Here is a 20,871-nt window from a genome sequence, read left to right on the forward strand (position 1 = left end):
ACTCTCTCTCTCATGACCTACCTCATCCCGAGCCAAGAACAGGCGCACGCGGGTCTGCGTGCGATCAAGGTCGTCCTTACCTCGGCCGGCCCCCTCGACGGGTCGCGGCGCGACGCGATAACCGCGGTGCAACGGCACCTCCTTCACACCGACCTCGACGTCGACGCGCTCGCCCCGATAGCGCCCGAGGAGCTCGCGCGCGCCGTCGAGGATCCCGCGCTGCGCGAGCAGCTCATCAACGGTCTTTGCGCGATGACCCTGTGCGGCGAGCGCGTCGACGAGCGCGAGCTGCTCGAGGTCGAGCGCTTCGCCGCGGCGCTCGGGGCGCGGCCGAACGCTGTCCGCCAGCTCCACCACCTCCACGAGCGGCGGCTGCTCCTCCTGCGCATCGACATCAGCCGGAGCGCGCTGCTCGGCAAGAACGTGCGGCGCATGCTCGATGAGGGCGGCCTTTATGGGCTCGCCAGGAACGTCGCGAGCTTCGCTGGCGTCCTGGAGAACGAGCCGGTCGCCGCGCGCTACCGCTCGCTCGAGGCCTACAGAGAGGGCACCCTCGGCAAGGCGCTCTTCACCTTCTATCGAGAGAACGGCTTCTCCTTCCCCGGCGAGAAGCGCGGCGTGCCCGAGGGCGTGCTCACGCACGACCTGAGCCACATCCTCGCCGGTTACGGCACGGATCTGCGCGGAGAGGCGATGACGATCGCCTTTCAGGCGGGGTATCGCCGCGAGGACCCGTTCGGCATCCTCGTGTTCCTGCTGGTGCAGCTCCAGCAGGGCATTCAGCTCACCGTGCTGGCGCCGTCGCAGCAGGGGATGCTCGCCACGCCCGGGCTCGCCGACGAGCTCGTGCGATCGTTCGTTCGCGGGACGAAGATGAGCATCGACCTGATGGACGACTGGGACTTCTGGTCCGACATGGCGGTGGATCTCGACGAGCTGCGCCGCCGCTACGGCGTCGTCCCCTGGGAGGCCGCGGCCTGATCCGGGTGCTCCGCCGAAGCAGCCGAGAGGTGAAGAGGGCTCGCCGCCGCGCAGGGGGGCGCGCGGCGAGCCGGGGGCGCGCGCTTCACCCGCCGAAGCCGCCCGCGACCGTCTTCGAGAACGACGCGCCGCCCTGGCTGGCGCGCACCGCCGACTGGGAGAACAGCGCGAACGCCTTGCGGATGTCCGCCGCGTCGCTCTTCGGCGTCAGGATCCAGCGGTCCTCGATCCCCATGTCGCGGAAGACGGCGCGGAAATCGGTGTTCCCGTCGTCGATGCCGATCGCCGCCACGAGGTGGGCCTCGGCCCGCCGCATGTCGCGGACGAGGGCGCACACGTCCCTGGCCTTGGCCCACGTCGAGCCCGCGTCGGCGCCGTCCGAGATGATCAGCGTGACGGTGCGCGCCGGGACGCCGCTCAGCGCGAACTCCTGCGCCTTCGCGATCACCGTTCCGAGCAAGACCACCGTCTGATCGTAGAGGGGCGTGCCGAGCATGGGATCGTAGTTCTTCGTGTCCATCTTCACGGCCTGGGCGATCGGGCAGTACGGATACAGCACCGCCCCGTTCAGGTAACGGTTGTGCGCCAGGATCGAGTCGCGCTGCCTGGAGTCGGAGAGGGCGCCCACCACCAGGTTGTGCCCGTCCCTCACCGACGGGGCGTTGCCGGCGAATTTGATGGATCCCGAGTCGTCGGGCATCACCGTGACCAGCACGACCTCCGACGACGCGACGTCGTCCACCTGCACGCCGAAGCCGGCCTGGATCTGCGCGCCCAGGTCGGTGATGTGCAGCGCCTGCATCGCCTCGGGCGAGAGCGCGCCGTCGTCCCGCGCCGCCTCGAAGAGCTGCTCGATGTCGAGCGAGCCATCGCGGCTGGTTCCGCTGTTGTTCTCCTTGTTCTTGCTCATCGGATCCTCCACGGTCATGCGCCCAGGCACGGAATCGGGTCGGTGCTCTTCACGAGGTTCATCCCGGCGGCGGCGAAGCGGGCGAGCGCCTTGTCCGCCTCGGCGGTGAAATCGACGGCGAAGCCCCCCTTGCCGTCGGGCACGGTGACCGGCGACATGCAGTCGGTCATCACGTAGATCTTCTTGGCGAGCGCGCGGTCGGTGAGCGCGATCTCCGTCAAGATGTCCTCGATCGAGCTGCGGACGCAGTGGCTCGCGGCCTGGCCGGCGATGATCACCGCGTCGGCGTGGAGCAGCGTCCTCAGGAAGCCCGTGCTCCGCTGCGCGAGCGGCTGGCCGTCGTGCCGCGTCAGCACCTCGGGCTGCATCACCGAGTAGTTCTCGGTGAGCGGGTTGCCGCCCTTGACCTCGACCCACGACTGCACCCCGCGCGCGAACGCGTGGAACATCCGCGCCTCGTGCACGACGCCCGCGAGCGCGTGGCCGTCGCTCCCGAGGATGCAGTGCGGCGGCCACAGGTAGAGCTTGTATTTCCCGGCCTTCTCGAGCTCCTCGCAGTAATACCGGACCTGCTTCATGAGCCACGGGTAGCTCCCGCCGCAGAGCCACTTCGCCACCGCGGGGTTCGGCCGCACCTCCCCCGCGTCGATCTGCGCCGTCGTGATCTCGCGGTGCGCGGTCAGCGGGCGGTCCTCGCGATCCACCCAGAAGGCCGGGAAGAAGATCTGGTAAGCGAAGTGGGTGTCCATCGTGACCGTGACGTTCGTGAGCGACGCGAGGTTCCTGTAGATGAACTCGGCGATGCGGCGGCTGTCGTCGACCGCGCCCGTGCCGCTCCTGCCGGCGACGTAGAGCGAGCCCTGCGGGAAGCAGAAGTCCTTCTGCACGTCGATGAGCAGGAGGTGGACGTTCTGCGCGTCCGCGGCCGACGGCTTCACGCCATGCGCCTTCCGCCACGCGGCGGCGGCGCCGTGCAGCGCCTCTTCATTGGGGTGGTAGCCCCACCGCTCGGCGTTCTTGGCGTCATAGAAGGCGGGCAGGGGGAGCTCTGTCGATTTCATGGTCTCTCTCCTCTCGATCGGCCCGCGAGCGCGGGCCGTCAGCTCAGCGTGGATTCACGAGATACGAAGCAAGGTGATCGCCTGTGCGTCGACGACGAACAGGCCCTCTGGGCCGACGAGCAGCCGGGAAGCCTGGGTGACGAACGGCTCGGTGCCGGGGAACTGCCGCGTCTCGACGAGCGCGCCCCCGCGGACCTCGACGCGGACGACGCCGCTGTCGGTCGCCGAGAGCAGGAACCCGGAAGCCGCGCACTTGCCGGTCAGCGCGCCGAGCCACGAGCCGCCTTCGCCGTCGCCGTCGGCGACCGCCTCGACCGCGCCGTCCTCGCGCACGACGACGCACCGGTGCACGGTCCGGCCGGCTTGCTCGGCGGCGAGGAACAGCCATGCGCGCCCGGCGCGGGGGCGCCCGCGGCCGTCGTCGGGGCGCCCGCGGCCGTCGTTCGACGACGAGCTCGGGCCGGCGTCGAAGACGCAGGTCGCCGCGGTGAGCTTGCCGCCCGGGAAAGGCAGCTTGACCGTGTCCTTGAGGCCGGGCCGATCGGCGTCGAAGACGAACGCTATCGAGACGTTCCCGGCGCGGTAGAAGCCGAGCCCGAAGCTTTGGCCCACCCAGAACAGCGTTTGCCCGGCGAGCACCTCGCCCATCGGCACGGCGTCCGCCTCGCCCGAGAGCGCGGCGGCGCCCGGCCTCCCGCTGCGCAGGAGCTGCCCGCCGCGCGTCCAGTAGCGGGCGCGCGCGTTGACGTCGAAGATGGGCCTCGTCCCGACGCAGTCGACCTGGATCCGCTCGGGCGCGGCCCCCGGCGAGAGCACCACGAGATCGCCGCCCCGGCCGATCAACGTGGCGCTCCCGTGCACCGCGAAGCGCGTCGCGGGGTGCGGCGCGCCGGACATCACGACGGACCGGTCCTCCCGCAGGAAGCGGCCGCCCTCGTTCACGAGATACGAGAGCCCACCCGGGCCGATCGACGCGGCCAGGATCACCCCGCGCGTGCTCAGGATCCGCGTCGCCAGCACCTCGCCGTGGACGACCGTCGACTCCTTCACGGCGGCCGGCGCGGCGCCCGCGCAGGCCGGGCAGGCAGGGCGCGCGTGCTCGACGCCGCACGAAGAGCACCTCGTCCACGCGAGCGCGTCGAGCAGCCGGCGCGGGAACACGCCGCGCCGGTCCTCGGCGAAGACGCGGTAGAGCGCGTCCAGGAGATCGTCCGGCAGGACGCGGTACGGGATGGCCGGCTTCGGATACCGCACCTCGCGGTCGAACACGGTGATGCGGCGGAGCGGCCTCGCGCTCTCGGGCACCCGCGCCGACGCGGACCGCGGCCGGAAGACGCCGCCATAAGGCCCCACGCAGAGCAGGCTCTGCATGACCATCACGGCGAACGCGTACCAGTCGGACTCCTGCGAATACGGCCTCGACAGGAGCGGCCGAGGGAGGGAAGGGTCGCAGAGCAGCGGATCGACGAAGCGCTCGGTGAACACCTGGCAGAGGTACGGGCCGAACTGGAAGCTGTCGGCGTCGATGACGAACACCTCGCCGCCGGCGACGAGCACGTTGAGATCGTTGAAGTCGCCGATCACCACGCCCCGGTCGTGGATCGCCGCGACCGCCCGGTGGAGCCGGGCGAGCACCTCGGAGACCGCGGCCGACGAGAGCCCGCCGTGGCGCATCGACGGCTCGCCGTAGCGCAGGAGCGGCTCCGCGCCGCGCACGAGGCGCATGGCGTAGCCCACGACGCGCTTCCTGCTCCTGTCGGTTGCGAGCTCGAGGGGCGCGATCACCTGATCGGGCAGCGCCGGCGGGAACGCGCGCAGCTTGTCCTGGTGGCGCTCGATGCGCGCCTCGGCGGCGCGCTGCTCGGCGTCCTGCCCAGCGTAATCCGGGTGATCGGGCGTCTTCCAGACCTTGAGCGCGCGGCCGTCGCCCAGGTCGAACACGTCCGCCTCCCCGCCTTTGCCGATCGAGGACCGAGGGTCGAGCCGAACCCGCTTTGAACCAAGATAAACGTCCACAGTCGCCTCCTCCGGCCGCAATCAAACGCAATCGAGCGCAATCGAGCACAATCGAGCGCGATCGAGCGCAGACGCCCTGTCGTTTCCCTCCGCGACTCCCGCGCCTCCGCGCAGGGCCGCGCCTCAATCGCGGGCGCCCTGCGCCCTCCGCACGACGACCACCGTCGTGTCGTCGCGGAGCAGCCCGCCTTCGCGCTCCATCCGCTCTTCCTTCCACACGGGCCGCGTCACCGATCGGTTGATGAGCGCGAGCCGCCGCCTCACCGCGTCGGGGTTCCGGAAATACCGGTCGTCCTCCCAGAACCTCGACAGCGGGCCGACATCGCCGCCCCCCGGGATCTGCCGTGACGACGACTCCAGCAGATCGATCGCGCCGTCGGTCCCGAGCAGGACAGTCCGGAGCGCGCTCGACGGGAAGGCGCGGTGCACGGTGAAGCGCGGCGCCTCGCCGCCGGGCGGCCGATCGAGCAGGCCATACGCGAGGTACGGGGGCTCGTCCCTCGGGAAGGGGCCGAGCCGCAGGAGCTCGTCGCCGAGCGCGATGAGGCCGTCGCCGACGGAGAACGCGCACGCCCTGTCGCCGGAGATCGCGAGGCCGACCACGGTGAAGAGGAAGAAGGTCGACACGACCTCGGCAAAGCTGCCGCCCATGCCGGCGGCCACGTCGCGGAGCGGCGCGAGCGCCCCGCGGCGCGCCTCTTCCCATGTCGCGGGCGAATCGAGGTCTCCGCCGCGCCGGAGCGCGCCGAGCACCTGCTCGGTCACGATCCGCGCCCCGAGCGCCGCGCCCACCTCGCTGCGCGCGCCGCTGCCGCAGCCGTCGCAGACCACCGCGACGAGAGAGCCGCCCTCGGCCCGGAAGGCATAGGCGTCCTGGTTGGGCCGCCCCGCGACGAGGTGATCGGTCCCGGTCACCGTCCCTCCGGCGACCTCGAAGGCCGAGCCCCCTCCCATGTCAGCCAAGTAAGCGACGTCGCCAAGCATGGAGTTCCCTTCTGCGCCCGGCGAGGGCGCGCTGCGGCCGGACCCGGGCAGACGGAGGCCGGGGCGCGCGGTCCTTCCGGCGCCGGAGCTCCACCGTCCGCTCGGCGGTCAACGCCGACCGTCAGCGCCCGCGCCCGGCGAGCGCCCGATCGTTCGTGTGTCTTTCACACCAAGCTTAGTGTTCGTAGTACACGTTGTCAACCCGGGCGCCGGCGTTCCGGCCGCGCTTCCTGGAGGCGTTCGAGCGCGTCGCTGACACGCGAGCGGGCATCCCGCCTCAGATCTCGAAGCTGAAGCCGTCCTTCTCGAGCCGCTCGTACTTCCGACGGTCGAACCGGTAGAGCCGCGCCGCGCGGTGCGCGACGTCCTGCTCCACCTCGTCGAGCTCCACGAGCAGCCCGGTGCCGAGCGCCTTCTTCCGGAAATTGCGCTTGTCGAGCGGGCGCTCGAGGATCGCCTCGTAGAGGCGCTGGAGCTGCGACAGCGTGAACTTCGGCGGCAGGAGCTCGAACCCGATCGGCCGGTATCGCACCTTGCCCTTGAGCCGCTCCAGCGCGACCGGGAGGATCTCGTCGTGATCGAAGGCGAGCGCCGGGGTGTCGTCCACCGCGAACCACGCCGCCTCGCGCGCGTCGGTCGCGGCCTTGACCCGGTGATCCCCGAGCTTCACGAGCGCGTAGTACGCCACCGAGACCACGCGCTCGCGCGGGTCCCGCCCGAGGGCGCCGAACGTGTAGAGCTGCTCCAAGAACACCCCCGAGAGCCCCCTCTCCTCCGCGAGCTCCCGCCGCGCGGCGTCGTCGAGCGCCTCGTCGAGGCGCACGAACCCGCCCGGGAGCGCCCACCTGCCGCGGAACGGATCGAGCTCCCGCCGGATGAGGAGGACCTTGAGGTCCTCCTCGTCGAGGCCGAACACGACACAATCCACCGTCAGCGCCGGCCGCGGGTGCTCGTAGGAGACCGACATTCAACCCTCCGTGTAATTTGCACATGAATCTTGGTGTCGATCGGACACCATGTCAACCAGCGCCGCGGAGCTCGGCGGGCCGAGCGAAACGTCATCGACCGACCGACAACCCCTCGACGGCCAGCGCGCGGGCGCGGTAGAACGCGCCCATGACGGGGGACGCGGGGTCGAGCACGGCGGGGGCGGAGACGAGGGAGGAGCTCGAGGCGAAGCTCCGTGAGGCGCAGCTGCTCCTCCGCGCGATCCTCGAGACCCTGCCGATCACCGTGTGCAGGTACGACCGCCAGGGGGTCTTCACGTTCCACGACGGCAGGGGGCTCGAGGCCGCCGGCGTGAAGCCGGGGCACCTCCTCGGAGCGAACGTGCTCGATCTCTTCGCGAATGACCCGGAGACGCTGGAGACGAACCGGCAGGCGCTCGCGGGGAAAGGCGCCTACAACATCTACGAGGCGTACGGCGCCGCCTGGGAGTCATGGCATATCCCCGTGCGCGACGGGAACGGGGAGCCCGACGGCATGATCACCCTCAGCCTGGACGGCTCCGCGGCGAAGCGGCGCGAGCAGGAGCTCCTGGCGAAAGTCGAGCTCATCGAGACCCAGCAGGAGGTCATCCGCGATCTCTCGACGCCCATCATCGAGGTCTGGGACAAGGTGCTGACCCTCCCCATGGTGGGCGTGGTGGACAGCCTGAGGATCTCCGAGGCGATGGACAACCTGCTCTCGGCGATCGTGAGCAAGGACGCGCGGTACGCGATCCTCGATCTCACCGGCGTCGATGCGGTCGACACGCGGACGGCCGGGTACCTCATCGAGATGATCAAGGCCATCCGGCTCCTCGGCGCGGAGGGGATCATCACGGGGATCCGGGCGAACGTGGCGCAGACGATGATCGCGCTCGGACTCGACCTCTCCGGCGTCACGACCGTCGGCAACCTCCGCGCCGGACTCAAGCTCTGCATGCGGCGCATGGCCGCGGCGGGCGAGGGGGTCGAGCGCGCCGCGGCGGCCAGCGCGCCGGCGAAATAGCGGCCTCCGGCAGGCGCGCGAGGCGCGGCGCGGGCGCGCTCCCGCACCCTCGCGCCGGGCGGCGGCTCAGCGATGGATCACGACGCGCGTGGACGGGTCGTCGCGCGTGGCCTGGACCGCGTACCACTCATCGGGCACGGCGGGCTCGGTCCAGTGGAAGAGCCATTTCGCGTCGACCGGCGAGAGGTTCACGCACCCGCCGCTCTGCCCTTCGCCCCAGCGGTCGTGCCAGTAGGCCGCGTGAAGGAGGTATTTGCTGAAGAAGTGCTGGCTCCACGGCACCTCCGCCTCGATCCAGTCGTCCGCGTCGACGTGGGGCGTGATGAGCGTCTTCGTCACCCATTTGCGGCCGATGCTGTACTGGCCGAGCGGGGTCGTGGAAGGCGGCACGAACGGATCGGCCTTCTCCGGCTCCTCGGCCCCGTTGCGCCCGGCCGAGATCAGCGTCGCGAACACGGGGCGGTCGCCCTCGTAGGCGATGAGCCAGCCGTCGAGGGCGGCGATCTCGACCCACGTGTTCCTGGGCCCGCCCGCCGGCGCCGAGGGCGGCTCGCCGCCGAGCCGGATCGGGCGGCCCCACGGGTTCCGCGTCCGCCGCGGCTGGACGACGACCGCGTCTCGCCCGAGCACCCAGTGCCCGTCGTCCCGGGTCTCGAGATACGTCAGCTTGCCGACCCGCTTCGATCGGCCCGTCAGCCCGACCCGGGCGAGGCGCTCCCACACGGCGTCCGTCTTCGCGGGCGGGCCTTCCTCCGTGAGGCGGTACTTCGGGCGCGCCTTGCGGCGAAAGAAGGCCATCGGCAGGCGCGCCTCGGCGCCGAGGTGCACCCCCTCGAAGGTGGCGGGCTCGTAGGGCTTGACCTTGTCCTTCGGTATGAACGTCAGATCCGATGCCCAGAGCCATGTCGCCCCGCCGGCCTCGACCTCCTCGGTCCAGGCGACCGACGAGCGCGGGCGGACCTGCATGTGCCGCAGATCGTGGAGCCCCTTGGGCCACGCCGGCGCGTCGATGCCGTCCACGCGGAGGAGGCGCTTGAGGCCGAGCGACTCGCCGTAGCGGTACGGGAGCGGCCGATCGGCGAGCGGGGCATGGGGGATCAGCGCCTGGCGCACGGGATCGGCGGTGTCCAGGGTGGCGCGCTCGCCGTCGACGCACACGTAACCGCGCGGCTCCACGGCGTAGAACGCCGGGCAGCCGCCGGCGCCGCGGATGGGCTCGAGGCTCTTCAGGCGGACCGAGCCGCCGATCGAGAGCATGCCGATCCACTGGGCCTTGGGCCGCGGCGCGGACCGGATCCACACCTCGCGGCCCTTGGAGTACACGCGCGCGGATCGCGCCCGCGCCGCCTCCACCTCCGGGACCGGCTCGGCCGGGGCCGAGGCGGCCAGCGCCTCCGGCGGCGGCTCCGGCGCGCTGGAGCGCGCGGAGGGCGAGGGCTCCGCGACCGCCACGCCCGCGCTCCCGGCCGCGTCTGCGCGCGAGCCGGCTTCTTGCCGCGACGGCGTGCACCCGAGCCAGAGGGCGCCGAGGGCAGCGAACCACGAGCGGCCAGACATAGGCACGAGACCCTAGCACGTCGAGCCCGGCCGGCGGAACGACGTGCCAGTCTGGACGAAGGCGCCTGCGCCGCGACCGGAGAGGATCTCGTCGCTCGTGCGGCGATCTGCGGCGACGGCGCCTGGCCGCCGGATTTCGATCGCCGCGGGTGTCACGCTCGCCCCGCTTCGCGCCTAGAGCCGAGGAAGGCCGGCGAGGACAGCCGGCCAGAGAAGAAAAGGAGAGATCCCATGCGTCGTTGGCTCAAGGTGACCCTGATCGCGGCCGTCCTCGGAATCCCGACGGCGGCGTATGCTGGGACGCAGCTCATGGGCGGCTGTCCGTGCGCGGATTGCCCGTGCCCCGACTGCCCCTGCGGCTGAGCACCCAGCGCCCTTGGAACCGCGCGCGCGATCGCTGCTCAACGCGTCGATGAGACGCCTCGCCGACGGCGATCGCGCGGCGTTCGAGCCTGTCTACGCCGCCCTCTGGCCGGCGATCGGCGCGTTCTGCCGCCGCATGCTCGGGGGCGGCGCGGACGCGGAGGACGCGGCCCAGCAGGCGCTGCTCAAGGTGTTCGACCGCGCCAGCTCGTTCGATCCCGACGGGGACGCGCTGACCTGGACGCTCGCCATCGCGACGTGGGAGTGCCGCACGGCGCGGCGGCGGCGGTCCCGGTCGAGGGAGGCGCCGGACGAGCATGTCCCGTCGATCGCGGCCGACGTGCCCACGCCGGAGGAGGCGGCGATCGCCCGGGATCTGGACGACGCGGCGCGCGAGGTGCTCGGCACGCTGGCCGAGGCGGATCGCGAGACGCTGAGGGCGACCCTGCTGGAGGTCGATCGCGATCCGTCGGTGTCGAGCGCGGCGCTGCGCAAGCGCCGCGAGCGCGCGTTCGCGCGCCTGCGGGAGGCGTGGAGGAGGATCTATGGAACGTGAGGCGCTTGCGGCCCTGAGCCTGAAGGAGAGGGCCTATCGCGCGTACGAGCGGGGGAGGGCGAGGAGGGCCGCCTGGGCAGCGGCGCCGACGATCGCCGTGGCGCTCGTGGCGGCGCTGATGAGCGACCGTCCGGTCACCACCGCGATCCTCGGCGCGGCGCTCTACGTCGCGGCGGCGCTGCTCTCGTGGCGCGGGCAGCAGCTCGGGCGAGGCGTGCTCCCGGGCGTCGCGGCGGGCCTCGTGCCCTTCGCAGCGGCGCACGCGGCGCGCATTTACGGTCACCTGTGCACCCCGGAAGGGTGCGTATCCATCTGCGTCCCTGCCTGCCTGGCGGGCGGGGTCGCCGCCGGCGTGCTGCTCTCGCGGGTGCTGCGCCGGTCGGAGCGGCTCGGGGCCTCCTGGGCCTCGGCGTGCGGCGTCGCCGCCCTGACGGGCGCGCTCGGCTGCGCCTGCGTCGGCTTCGGTGGCGTGGTCGCCCTCGCGGCGGGGCTGCTCACCGGCACCGCGCCGCTCGCGCTCCGCCCTGCGCGCTAGAGCGACGGTCACCCGCTTCGGATACGGGCCCATCTCGACGTTTTCGGTGCTCAGCGCACAGGAGTGCGCTTCCGCGCCGAAAACGCCGATCTGGGCCCGTCTCCTGTGCGGGTGACCGCCGCTCTGCTGCGGCTGTGCAGAGGTGGGCGGAAACCGCTGTAGGCTCTCCGCATGCCGGAAGCCGCTCGCAAGCGCCTCGCGCTGGCCCTCGTCATCGTGGCGGTCGTCCCTGTCGGGCTGATCACCCGGTTCCACGGCGGCCCAGCGTGGCTGCGCAACGGCGCCGGCGCGGTGCTCTATGAGGTCGTGTGGATCGCCGGGGCGCAGATCGTGTGGATCGCCGCGCGCACGCACCGGTTGGCGCTCGCGGTCTTCGCCGCGACGTGTGGGATCGAGCTGCTCCAGCTGAGCGAGGCCCCGTGGCTGTGGGCCGCGCGCAGCACCACCCCGGGGCGGCTCCTGCTCGGCGCGAACGGCGGCTTCGATCCAGCGGACTTCGCGCTGTATGGCCTCGGTTGCGTGCTGGGTTATGGGCTGTGCCGGCCGCTCCGGGGCTCCGCCTGATGCCTGCGCCGCGCCGAGCGCGCGCGCCGGTTGCCGCGCGCGCCGCGAGAGGCCAGGCTGGCGGTCGCGAGCTCCAGGAACCAGGAGGCGATGGCCATGTCCGAGGCTCACCACACCGGCGGCTGTTTGTGCGGCGCGATCCGCTACCGAGCGCGCGGCGCGCCGGTGAGCGTCAACATCTGCTACTGCACCCAGTGCCGGCGCCAGTCCGGCGCGCCCATGCCGGCGTTCGCCACCTACCTCGACGAGCAGCTCGAGCTGCTCTCCGGTTCGCCTGCGACGTATCGGTCGTCCAGCTTCGCCGTCCGCCAGTTCTGCTCGACCTGCGGCTCGTCGCTCTTCTGGCGCCGCGACGGCGCGCGGGAGCTCGATATCTTCCTCGGCACGATGGACCGGCCGGGCGACCTGCCGCCGCCTTCCTTCCAGCTCTGGACGGCGCACCGCGTGCCGTGGCTGCCCGCCATCCCGGGGGCCACCGAGCACCGCGCCGGCAAGACCACCGTTTAGGCCAGAACTCCGATCGCGTTGATCGAGCCGCCGCCCCTGCAGGCCGCGTTCTCCTCAGGGGCCTTCGCCGGCGTCGCCCCCGCCGGCGGCGCTCAGGGCGCGTTGCAGACGATGATGGGCTCGATCGCCTCGACGAGGAGCTGCTCGACGCGCTCTCTCCCGATGTCGGCGGCGCGGGCGAACCGCTCCCGCGTGCTCCGCCACCGAGGGAGAGCCCCGCGTCCCGGCTCCGCCCGGGCGCCGTGCTACACCATCGGCAACGCTTACCGTCGAAGGAGAGGTCGCCATGATGAACGCGTCAGTTCAATCCCTCGCCGATGCCATGGATCTCGGGTCGTTGCTGCAGGAAATCCGGGATCGACATGGCGAGTTCGATCTCCTCGCCCACTGGAAGCAGGGCGAGTTCCACCACGACGTGGTCCTCCGGGTGCACCGCTTCGCGCCGCTGCCGGCGCCGGTGCTCGTCGTGAGCACGAACTGCAACGGCGGCGTAAAGGAAGTGCTCTGCTTCGGCGACGTCCCGGAGCGTTATGCCCTCTGGCACCATCGCTGCCCCGGAGTGCCGGAGTTCTCTGGCGAGCTGCCGCCCATCGCCGCGCAGGCGCGGACGTCGCACTACTTCGATCCGTGCGAGCTGCTCGTGGCCGACGCGCGCAGCGAGCTGCGCCCCGAGTTCCGCGAGCGCGACGTGGGTGGAGGGTGGCGCCCGCGGTGCGGACAGGCCGGCTCGCCGTTCGACGCCGAGCCCGGAGGAGCGCGCGGGTCGGCGCCAGGGGAGGCGTGCTCGTGATGTGCCGGTGATCCCGGCCGCGCGAGGCCCCTCCGGCGGGCGAGCTCGCTCAGCGGCGCCTTTCGCCCATCGCGCCTCGCCCCGTGGCGCGGGCCGCGCAGAAGGCCGCGTCGAGCCGCCAGGCCGCGCGCGACGCCTCGCCCGCCGTCGCGCCGCGCGCGCCCGCGGCCGCGGCGATCGCCTTCCTGAAGTGCGCGCCGGCCCTGCGGCGCTCGATCGCGACGAGCGCCAGGCAGAGCGCGACGAGCAGCACGTCACGGGCGCTCGGCGCCGGCAGCGTCCACGCGAGCCAGCCGGTGGCGATCGCGAGCATCGCGGTACAGAGCTCCCAGGAAGCAGCGCGCTCGGTGCCCTCCGACTCCGCCGTGGCGGCCAGCGCGCGCGTCACGCTGGGTGGCGGCTCGAGCTCCCCTCCGGAGAGCTCCGGCGCCCCTGCGCCTGGATTAACGGTCGCGCCGGCGCTCGCCGCGGGGCGCGCCAGGGACGCTGCGACTGCGTTCGTTGCCGCACCGGGATGGATTGAGCTCATACAAACACCCTCCTCGCCTTGCCGTCCGGCCCTGCACGATCCCCAGGCTCGCACGTTGCGCGCCAACATGAAAAGAGCGACCCGACGTGCTCGGCGAGTCTGGAGCACGCATTGCGTGCGCATCTGTTGTGCAGGACACGCAATCGGTGCATCTGTTGTGCAGAACACGCAATTGGCCCGTGCCGCGCTCGAGGCTTGCTCGCACCGGGGGCGTAGGGGGGCTTGTCGCTCTATATCGTACCTTCGTTGGTCTGGCGCGAGGCGCGGGCTCTCTTGGTGGGGCGGAGGGACGCGGCGGCGTCCATCAGGGCAGGGAGATCGGGAGTGCCGTCGCCGCCGCTCGCGCATCGACCGGCACCGGGCTCCGTAGCCGGACCACCTCGCGGTCCTCCAGCGCGCGCAGCAGCTTGACCTGCACGCCGAGCGGGAGATCCCCGATCGCGTCGAGGTAGAGCGTGCCGCCCTCGGCGGCCTCGAGCAGGCCGTGCTTCATGGTGAGCGCCTTCGGCGACGCCCCCTGCTCGTGGCCGAAGAGCTCGCTCTCCGAAGACGAGCGCCTTGGCGCGCTCCGTCGGCGCCGTGGTCGACCGAGATCCGGGGGTCGAAGCCTGCTGCCCGCCGTGTTCAACAGGCCTCGCTCCTCCCGGCGAAAGCCATGCTAGCCCAGCAGCTTGGGCCGGTGCCCGGAGGCTCGCTGCTCGCGGTGAGCAACAAGCATCCTGTGCCGCGCGCCGTCTGGCAGTCCCCCGCGCTGGATCCATCTTCTGGCGCGTTCGCCCGCCCACACGCGCGCTCCTGCACGTCGCGACCTCGCACGCCGCCGGGCGCCCGGTTCGAGTAGCATCCGGCCCATCCTCTTCAACGCCCGCGAGCCCGCAGCCCATGCACTCCCGCCCGACCACCATCGGCGTCCTCACGCCCTTCCTCGACGGCTTTTATTTCACCTCCGTCCTCAGGGGGATCCATCAGGCGGCGCAGGAGCGCGGCCATCGTGTCCTGGTGGTACGCGGCACGCCAGCGTACGTCCAGGCGCCCTCGCTCGCCCGGGACCAGGTGGACGGGTGGATCGTCGTGCTCGCCACGGATGGCATCGAGCTCCTCGCGCAGGCGCGTGTCCCGCTCGTCACGGTCAGCTCCTGCGCCCCCGAGGCGGGCTGTCCGACCGTCATGCCGGACAACCGCGAGGGCGTCCGGAGCGCGGTGCGCCACCTGATCGAGCACGGACACCGGCGCATCGCGTTCGTCGGTTGCATGGATCAGGACGACATCCGCGCGCGCTTCGACGGTTACATGGAGACGCTCATCGAGAGCGGGATCCCCTTCGATCCCGGCCTCGTCTTCGACGCCGACAACAACTGGCACTCCGGCGGCCAGCGCGCCGCAGAGGCGCTCATCGCGCGCAGGGGAGAGCTCACGGCCGCGGTCGTCGCCACGGACAAGAACGCGCTCGGGATGATGTCGGCCCTCCAGGCCGCCGGATACCGCATCCCCGACGATCTGGCGATCATCGGCTTCGACGACATCACCGACGCGCAGTGGTCGACCCCTCCGCTGACGACCGTGCGCCAGCGCTTCGACGCCCTCGGAGCGCTCGCGTACGAGCTCGTGCTGGCGCGGCTCGCAGGCCAGGTCGTGCCGTCCGGGCCCGTGCTCGCGCCGACCACGTTCGTCAGGCGGCGGACGTGCGGGTGCGACCCGCTCCGCGGCTTGCTCCACCGGAAGGGCGCGGCGCCCGACGACGACCTCGGCGCCATCGCACGGCAGATGGTCGAGCTGCTCCTCCGCCTGCCGCTCCCGCCCGAGACGCCCCCGACGGCCGTTTGGCCCGGTGTCGCCGCCGTGATCGCTGGATATGCCGCGGCGCTCGAGGGCGCCGCGCCCCCGCCCGCGGCCGAGATCGACGAGGCCTGTCAGCAGGCCGTCCGCCTCACGCCTGACGTGGAGAGCCTCATGGGGATCGTCCGCCTCCTCGGCCGGTCCGGACAGCGACGCCGCGCGCGCCTGGACAGGGAAGCAGCGGAGTCCGCGGAGGAGCGAGCCGAGGCGTTCCAGGAGCGGCTGCGCCTCTCGCTCATGCTGGCTCGCGTCGAGATGGAGCGGCAGTTCGTCGACGAGCTCGGGGCGCTCACGCGGTCCGATCACGAGGTGAGCCTCGCGCTGCTCGGCGGCAGCCAGGAGGACTCGCGCTCGCTCTCCTGGCTCGACTCGACCGCCGCCGTCTGGGGCTGCCTCGCGCTCTGGGAAGACCCGGCGACCCGCGCGCGCCTCGTCATCGCCGGCGCCTACAGCCGCGATGGCAGCCCGACTCCCTCGCTCGGCGCCGCCTGCGCGCGGGAGGATTTCCCGCCCGCCGAGCGCTTGCCAGCGTCGACCGCCGGCGGCCCGTTCATGGTGACGCTCCTGCCGATCCGCACGCTCCGCCACGACTGGGGGGTCCTCGCGATCGTCGGCCCGAGCTCGATCGAGGTCGCCGGCGACGAGGGCACGATCTCCATCTGGGGGGCGCTCCTCGGCGCCGCCCTCGAGCGGGACGCGCTCGTGCAGTCGCTCTCCGAGCAGCACGCGAGCCTCCAGGAGGCCTATCAGCGCGAGCACACCCTCTCGGCCGCGGTGCGCGAGCTCGGCTGCCCGCTCCTCCCGCTCATGCCTGGCGTGCTGCTCGTCCCGCTCGTCGGCGAGCTCGACGGAGATCGCGCCCGGCAGATGCTCGAGCGGGTGGTCGACGGGGTGGGCCGACACGGGGCGCGCTGCGTGCTGCTCGATATCACGGGTGTCCCGAGCATCGACGCCCAGGTGGCCCACGCGCTCGGGCAGACGCAGCGCGCGGCCTCCCTGCTCGGCGCCCGCGTCCGCCTCGTCGGCGTGCGCCCCGAGCTCGCGATGCGCCTCGTCGCCCTCGATATCCACCTCGGCGATCTGTCCAGCCACCAGTCGCTGGCGTCGGCGCTCGAGGACCTCGTGTCGACAGGCGTCCCCTCGCTCCGCACGAGGCGGAATGACGCGGCGGAAGCGCCGCCGCGTTCGTCGCGCAACGCGACCTCGGACACGGGGCGTCGCGGAGGAGCGGTGTGACGCTCCGCGCGTCGCGCTGAGCGCGCGCAGCGCTGTGCCTCCTGCCTCGGCGTGCCGCCCGCGCTGGTCTCGCGTGGCGGTGAGCACGTCTCGAACGTGCATGTCGTCTCCCACGGTGGACGGCGAGGCGCGCAAGGTGCTGCGCGCGGCGAGCGTGTTTGGCGACGTCTTCTGGATCGGGTGGGCGAAGACGCTGCTGTCCTCGAGCCTGCTCGCCGCGGGCGCCAAGCAGCGGCCGGCGGGCGGCCCGCTCCGCCGGACCGCCGCGCCCTGGCGCGCAGGCACGCCGGCGTATGGTAAAAATGTCCTGTGCCTTCCACGAACTCAATGCGCTCCCCGCGGCTCCACCCCGTCTCGGCGGGATTGCGGCGATGGCTTCGCGGGGTGCTGGCCGGCGCGTGCTGCGCCGGGGCGATGGGCTGCGCGGAGAGCGCGCCTCCCTCGACGGCGCCGGCGGCGCGGGTCGCCTCGACGGCGCGGGTCGCTGCGCCGGCCCCCGCCGCGAGCGCCGCGCCCGCCGGCGCGCCGCCGGCGTCTCCGTCGACCGAGGGGGAGCGACCTGGCGACGCGCCGGCGCGCGAGCGCTGGGTCGGTACGCTGGCGCTGACGAAGGGCTCGCAGCCCCTCATCGCCGGGAGGATCCTGTCGCGCGAGGACGCCGAGCGCTGGCTCGGCCCCGACTGGCGCGCGCTGACCGGGCAGCGCGTCCGCGTGCTGGCGGTGCTGCGGGACCACGTCTGCGAGCCGCACGCTCAATGCATGATCGGGGGGAGGATCCCGCTGCTGGAGCAGGTCGCGTCCGTCGAGCTGTGCAGCGGCGCGGGCTCCTCCGGCGGGGCGGCGGTCGTCGATTGCGCGCCGTCGCCCGCCCAGAAGGAGCGCTGCCAGGACGAGTGCCGCACGTTGAGCGAGGACTGCGGTCAGCGCGCCGACGGCGACCGCGGAGGGCTGCGCCGCTGCGGGTGCGCCAAGGTCACGTGCGAGCACGGCTGCGAGGAGACCGGCGAGCCCGCCTTCACGTGCAGGTGACCGCTCCCTGCCAGGAAGGGCAGGGAGCCAAAGGGGACAAAACAACGAAGGCCGCCTGGCACCCGCCAGGCGGCCTCCGCGAGCGAGCCTCCGCTGCGCTGGATCAGGCGCTCTCGCGCACGAAGACGGGCGCCGCCGCCGGCCTGGCGGCCGGGGGCTCGCTCTCGATGGCGTGAGCGCCGCCCTCGCCGAGCGAGTAGGCCTCTTCGCCGTGGAGGGCGCCGTCGAGGCCCTCGTCTTCGACCTCCTCGTCGACCCGGAAGCCCATCACCGCGCTGATCCCCTTCACGAGCACGAAGGTGACCACCGCCGCGTAAGTCGCCGCGACGACGGCCGCTATCGCCTGCTCGGTGAGCAGCGCCGTGTTGCCCTTGATGAGGCCGTCCTGGCCGGCCGAATTCCACACCGTGGAGGCGAACACGCCGGTGAGCAGGGCGCCGAGCAGCCCGCCGACGCCGTGGATGCCGAACGCGTCCAGGCTGTCGTCATAACCCAGCTTGCCCTTCAGCATCACGGCGCCGTAACACACCGCGCCCGCCGCGAGCCCGATCGCGACAGACGCCATCGGGCCGACGAAGCCCGCCGCCGGGGTGATGGCGACGAGGCCCGCGACGAGCCCCGACGCCACGCCGAGGAGCGACGGCTTGCCGAAGCGCACGGCCTCGATCAGGGCCCACGCGAGCGCCGCGATCGCCGCGGCGATGTGCGTGTTCACGAACGCCACGGAGGCGAGCCCGTTCGCCGCGAGCGAGGAGCCGCCGTTGAAGCCGAACCAGCCGAACCACAAGAGGCCGGCGCCGAGCAGCGTCATGGTGAGGTTGTGCGGCACGATCTTGCGCGTCGGGTACCCCTTGCGCTTGCCGATCGCGATCGCGATGACGAGCGCGCTCGCGCCCGAGGAGAGGTGAACGACGGTGCCGCCGGCGAAGTCGAGCGCGCCGCGCGCGAGGAGCCACCCGCCCGGGTTCCAGACCCAGTGGCAGAGCGGGCTGTAGACCAGGAGCGACCAGAGCAGCGTGAACACCACATACGACGAGAACTTGATGCGCTCCGCATAAGCGCCCGAGATCAGCGCCGGCGTGATGATGGCGAACATCATCTGGAACGCCATGAACAGGAGGTGAGGCACCGTCATCCCGGCGCGCGGCTCGGTGCCAACGCCGTTCAGGAACGCGTGGTCGAGGCCGCCGATGAACCCGCCCTTGGATTCGGCGAACGCCATCGAGTACCCGAGCGTCACCCACGCCAGGGTCACGATCCCCATGGCGAAAAAGCTGTGCATGAATGTGCTGAGCGTGTTCTTCGTTCGGACCATGCCCCCGTAAAACAGGGCCAGCGCTGGCGTCATCAGCAGAACCATTGCCGACGAGACCAGGAGCCAGGTGGTGTCCGAGGCGTTGATTTCGTTCACTGGTGGCCTCCTCGACGGCGACACTAAGAGAAGGCAGTTTTCCGGAATGTTTCGTCGGCATATACTTCGCGACAGCACGAAGCGTACCGCGACGACGCAGCGAGTCAGCGCGTGGGCGCCTCCGCGGTCAGCGCGCTGGCCGACTCGCTTCTACAGCGGGTCGATGGATTTGCAGTGAGACTATATCGCCGGTGGGCCCGAGGGGGCGTGAGGCGGCGGGAGATGAAGCGTCATCCGCGTCCGCTGGACTCGATGCTCTCGCGCACCCGATCGAGCGCGGCCCGCACCTCGGGATCGCGATCGAGCGCAGACGGCGGCGCCGGCAGCCGGAGCGACCAGTTCTGCGGCCCCACGGTCCCCGGGACGTTGATCCGATCGCGCGTGGCGAGCACGTCCTGGAGGAGCAGCAGCACGAGCTCGCTCTTCGAGCCGAGGATCAGGTCGAGCAGCGCGCGGTGGGTCTCCTTCGTGAACTGCGGCCCGAGCTCTTGCCGGCGCGGCGCGAGCTGCGGCAGATCGAGGACCCCGGCGCGCTCCCGGTCGTCCCGCGACTCCCACCACACCACCACGGAGTCGGTGTCGTGCGTCCCGAAGCAGGCCACCGAGAGCGCCGGATACTCCGCCGGATCGCGGAACACGACGTCGTGCTTCTCCCAGATCAGCACCTTGTAGCCCGGCACCCCGAGCTCCGAGAGCGACTCCCGGACCCACCCCGGCACCGCGCCGAGATCCTCCGCCACGAGCTGCGCCCCGGTCTCCGCCGCCCCCGCCAGCATCGCCCGCACGACCCGATCGCCGTGCTCGCGCTGCTCCGCCTCCTCCGCGGGATCGAAGGTCGCCCTGGGCCGCTCGGCCCCCTGGGCCGCTTGCCCTTGCTCCGGGAAGATGTACGTCCGGTAGAAGCCGACCAGGTGATCGATGCGGAACCGGTCGTAGAGCAGCCCCGTGTAGCGGCAGCGCCGCCTGAGCCACGCGAAGTCGTTCTCGCGCATCCGGGCCCAGAAGTACGGCGGGAGCCCCCACCGCTGCCCCTCCGTGTCGAACTGGTCGGGCGGCGCGCCGACCGTCATGTCGTGCCGGAACTCGCCCTGGTGCGCCCACACGTCGGCGCTGTCGCGCGACACCATGAACGGGAGATCCCCCATGATCTCCACGCCCTTGCCCCGGAGATCCGCGCGCGCCGCCTCCCACTGCGCGTGCGCGAGCCACTGGACGTACTCGTAGTAGAGGATGTCCCGCGCGCGCTCGCGCCGCAGCGCCTCGAGCGCCTCCGGCCTGCGCTCGCGGATCGCCTCGGGCCAGTCCCACCACGCCCTGCCGCCGAAGGCGTCCTTGAACGCGCGGAACTGCGCGTAGTCGGGCAGCCAGTCCGACTGCCGCTTCACGAACTCGCCGAGCTCGGCCGCGCGCGGCGTCTGCTTCGCGTGGTGCTCGCGCTCGAACACGTCGAAGGCGAAGCGCAGCGCCCGCCCCTTCACGCGGCGCACGAGATCGTAGTCGACGCGCGCGCTGCTCCGCGCGCGATCGAGCGCCCCGAGGTCGTCGTCGAGCGCCTCGCCGAGGCGCTCGGCCGGGAGCTCGGGCACGGCGGACAGCGAGATGAACATCGGATCGATCCCGAACGCGGAGAGCGCCATGTACGGCGACGTCTCGCCCCCCGACACCTCGCCGAGCGGCAAGAGCTGCACGAGGCGCAGGCCAGCGGCGCGCATCCACGCGGCGAACTCGGGGAGATCGCCGATCTCGCCGATGCCCCACGAGCGATCGCTGCGCAGGGAGAAGAGCGGCACGGTCACGCCGGCGATGCGGCGGCGCGTGCCGGAACCGGGGACGGGAGGCGACGATGAGCTCCGGGACTGATTTTCAGCAGAGGGGGAAGACATGGGCGTTTTTCGCTTGGCTCCAGGCGTTCGGGGGCGAAGTCTATCCCGGGTCGCGCCGCCCTGGATGCTCCTTCTGCGACCGTGCGGTAGCGCCGTCGCGCCGCCGCCGCTGCCGAGCCGCCGCCGCCGAG

The 20,871-nt window shown here is 72.1% G+C and carries 19 protein-coding genes and 1 pseudogene; 10 read left to right on the forward strand and 10 right to left on the reverse strand.

Annotation, left to right across the window (positions count from 1 at the left end; all coding sequences use genetic code 11):
• The first annotated feature begins 12 nt into the window (after positions 1–12).
• On the forward strand, positions 13–981 hold the full coding sequence (locus WMF27_RS11700; protein WP_437768781.1) for a hypothetical protein: 969 nt from the start codon (positions 13–15) through the stop codon (positions 979–981).
• Between the two features lie 85 nt (positions 982–1,066).
• On the opposite strand, the gene WMF27_RS11705 is transcribed toward WMF27_RS11700, so the two are convergent.
• From WMF27_RS11705 to WMF27_RS11725, 5 genes are all read right to left on the reverse strand, one after another.
• Positions 1,067–1,891, reverse strand: coding sequence for a hypothetical protein (locus WMF27_RS11705; RefSeq protein WP_437768780.1), 825 nt, complete (start codon positions 1,889–1,891; stop codon positions 1,067–1,069).
• Positions 1,892–1,905: 14 nt separating this feature from the next.
• On the reverse strand, positions 1,906–2,952 hold the full coding sequence (locus WMF27_RS11710; RefSeq protein ID WP_437768779.1) for a nicotinamidase: 1,047 nt from the start codon (positions 2,950–2,952) through the stop codon (positions 1,906–1,908).
• Between the two features lie 54 nt (positions 2,953–3,006).
• The gene (locus tag WMF27_RS11715; RefSeq protein ID WP_437768778.1) at positions 3,007–4,968 is read right to left on the reverse strand and encodes a hypothetical protein; all 1,962 of its coding nucleotides are present in this window, start codon (positions 4,966–4,968) and stop codon (positions 3,007–3,009) included.
• A gap of 123 nt (positions 4,969–5,091) precedes the next feature.
• Positions 5,092–5,922: a protein phosphatase 2C domain-containing protein gene (locus WMF27_RS11720; protein ID WP_437768777.1), complete on the reverse strand. Its 831-nt coding sequence runs from the start codon at positions 5,920–5,922 to the stop codon at positions 5,092–5,094.
• Positions 5,923–6,229: 307 nt separating this feature from the next.
• A complete protein-coding gene (locus WMF27_RS11725; protein ID WP_437944149.1) occupies positions 6,230–6,919 on the reverse strand; it encodes an NUDIX hydrolase in 690 nt (229 codons plus the stop codon).
• 149 nt (positions 6,920–7,068) lie between these two features.
• On the opposite strand from WMF27_RS11725, the gene WMF27_RS11730 reads away from it, so the two are divergent.
• Positions 7,069–7,944 (forward strand): STAS domain-containing protein, encoded by an 876-nt coding sequence (locus tag WMF27_RS11730; RefSeq protein ID WP_437768775.1) that lies wholly within the window; start codon positions 7,069–7,071, stop codon positions 7,942–7,944.
• Positions 7,945–8,010: 66 nt separating this feature from the next.
• Here WMF27_RS11730 and WMF27_RS11735 read toward each other — a convergent pair whose 3' ends face one another.
• Positions 8,011–9,501 (reverse strand): L,D-transpeptidase, encoded by a 1,491-nt coding sequence (locus WMF27_RS11735; RefSeq protein ID WP_437768774.1) that lies wholly within the window; start codon positions 9,499–9,501, stop codon positions 8,011–8,013.
• A 231-nt stretch (positions 9,502–9,732) separates the two neighbouring features.
• Here WMF27_RS11735 and WMF27_RS11740 point away from each other — a divergent pair, with 231 nt between their 5' ends.
• The 6 genes from WMF27_RS11740 (at position 9,733) to WMF27_RS11765 (ending at position 12,816) form a co-directional block, all read left to right on the forward strand.
• A complete protein-coding gene (locus WMF27_RS11740; RefSeq protein ID WP_437768773.1) occupies positions 9,733–9,864 on the forward strand; it encodes a hypothetical protein in 132 nt (43 codons plus the stop codon).
• A gap of 49 nt (positions 9,865–9,913) precedes the next feature.
• Positions 9,914–10,420, forward strand: coding sequence for an RNA polymerase sigma factor (locus tag WMF27_RS11745; protein WP_437768772.1), 507 nt, complete (start codon positions 9,914–9,916; stop codon positions 10,418–10,420).
• Complete coding sequence (locus WMF27_RS11750; RefSeq protein ID WP_437768771.1) at positions 10,410–10,955, forward strand: hypothetical protein; 546 nt, start codon at positions 10,410–10,412, stop codon at positions 10,953–10,955. The genes WMF27_RS11745 and WMF27_RS11750 overlap by 11 nt, the downstream gene beginning before the upstream one ends.
• A gap of 171 nt (positions 10,956–11,126) precedes the next feature.
• Complete coding sequence (locus tag WMF27_RS11755) at positions 11,127–11,519, forward strand: DUF2809 domain-containing protein (RefSeq protein ID WP_437768770.1); 393 nt, start codon at positions 11,127–11,129, stop codon at positions 11,517–11,519.
• A gap of 96 nt (positions 11,520–11,615) precedes the next feature.
• Positions 11,616–12,026, forward strand: a complete 411-nt coding sequence (locus tag WMF27_RS11760; protein ID WP_437768769.1) for a GFA family protein — start codon at positions 11,616–11,618, stop codon at positions 12,024–12,026.
• A 286-nt stretch (positions 12,027–12,312) separates the two neighbouring features.
• On the forward strand, positions 12,313–12,816 hold the full coding sequence (locus WMF27_RS11765; RefSeq protein WP_437768768.1) for a hypothetical protein: 504 nt from the start codon (positions 12,313–12,315) through the stop codon (positions 12,814–12,816).
• Positions 12,817–12,865: 49 nt separating this feature from the next.
• Here the strand turns inward: WMF27_RS11765 and WMF27_RS11770 are convergent, their stop codons facing one another.
• Both WMF27_RS11770 and WMF27_RS11775 read right to left on the reverse strand, forming a co-directional pair.
• The gene (locus WMF27_RS11770) at positions 12,866–13,204 is read right to left on the reverse strand and encodes a hypothetical protein (RefSeq protein WP_437768767.1); all 339 of its coding nucleotides are present in this window, start codon (positions 13,202–13,204) and stop codon (positions 12,866–12,868) included.
• 472 nt (positions 13,205–13,676) lie between these two features.
• Positions 13,677–13,889, reverse strand: a pseudogene (locus WMF27_RS11775) (sigma 54-interacting transcriptional regulator); the annotation flags it as partial.
• A gap of 338 nt (positions 13,890–14,227) precedes the next feature.
• Here WMF27_RS11775 and WMF27_RS11780 point away from each other — a divergent pair.
• Together WMF27_RS11780 and WMF27_RS11785 are read left to right on the forward strand one after the other, a co-directional pair.
• Positions 14,228–16,417 carry a substrate-binding domain-containing protein gene (locus WMF27_RS11780; protein ID WP_437768766.1) on the forward strand — a complete coding sequence of 730 codons (2,190 nt, stop codon included), beginning with the start codon at positions 14,228–14,230 and terminating at the stop codon, positions 16,415–16,417.
• Positions 16,418–16,801: 384 nt separating this feature from the next.
• Positions 16,802–17,446, forward strand: a complete 645-nt coding sequence (locus tag WMF27_RS11785; protein ID WP_437944150.1) for a hypothetical protein — start codon at positions 16,802–16,804, stop codon at positions 17,444–17,446.
• Positions 17,447–17,549: 103 nt separating this feature from the next.
• Here the strand turns inward: WMF27_RS11785 and WMF27_RS11790 are convergent, their stop codons facing one another.
• Both WMF27_RS11790 and WMF27_RS11795 read right to left on the reverse strand, forming a co-directional pair.
• Positions 17,550–18,857, reverse strand: coding sequence for an ammonium transporter (locus WMF27_RS11790; protein ID WP_437768764.1), 1,308 nt, complete (start codon positions 18,855–18,857; stop codon positions 17,550–17,552).
• Between the two features lie 230 nt (positions 18,858–19,087).
• Positions 19,088–20,740 (reverse strand): 4-alpha-glucanotransferase, encoded by a 1,653-nt coding sequence (locus WMF27_RS11795; protein ID WP_437768763.1) that lies wholly within the window; start codon positions 20,738–20,740, stop codon positions 19,088–19,090.
• Positions 20,741–20,871 lie beyond the last annotated feature (131 nt).

This window comes from Sorangium sp. So ce281, from assembly GCF_051527395.1.
Lineage (GTDB): Bacteria > Myxococcota_A > Polyangia > Polyangiales > Polyangiaceae > Sorangium > Sorangium cellulosum_B.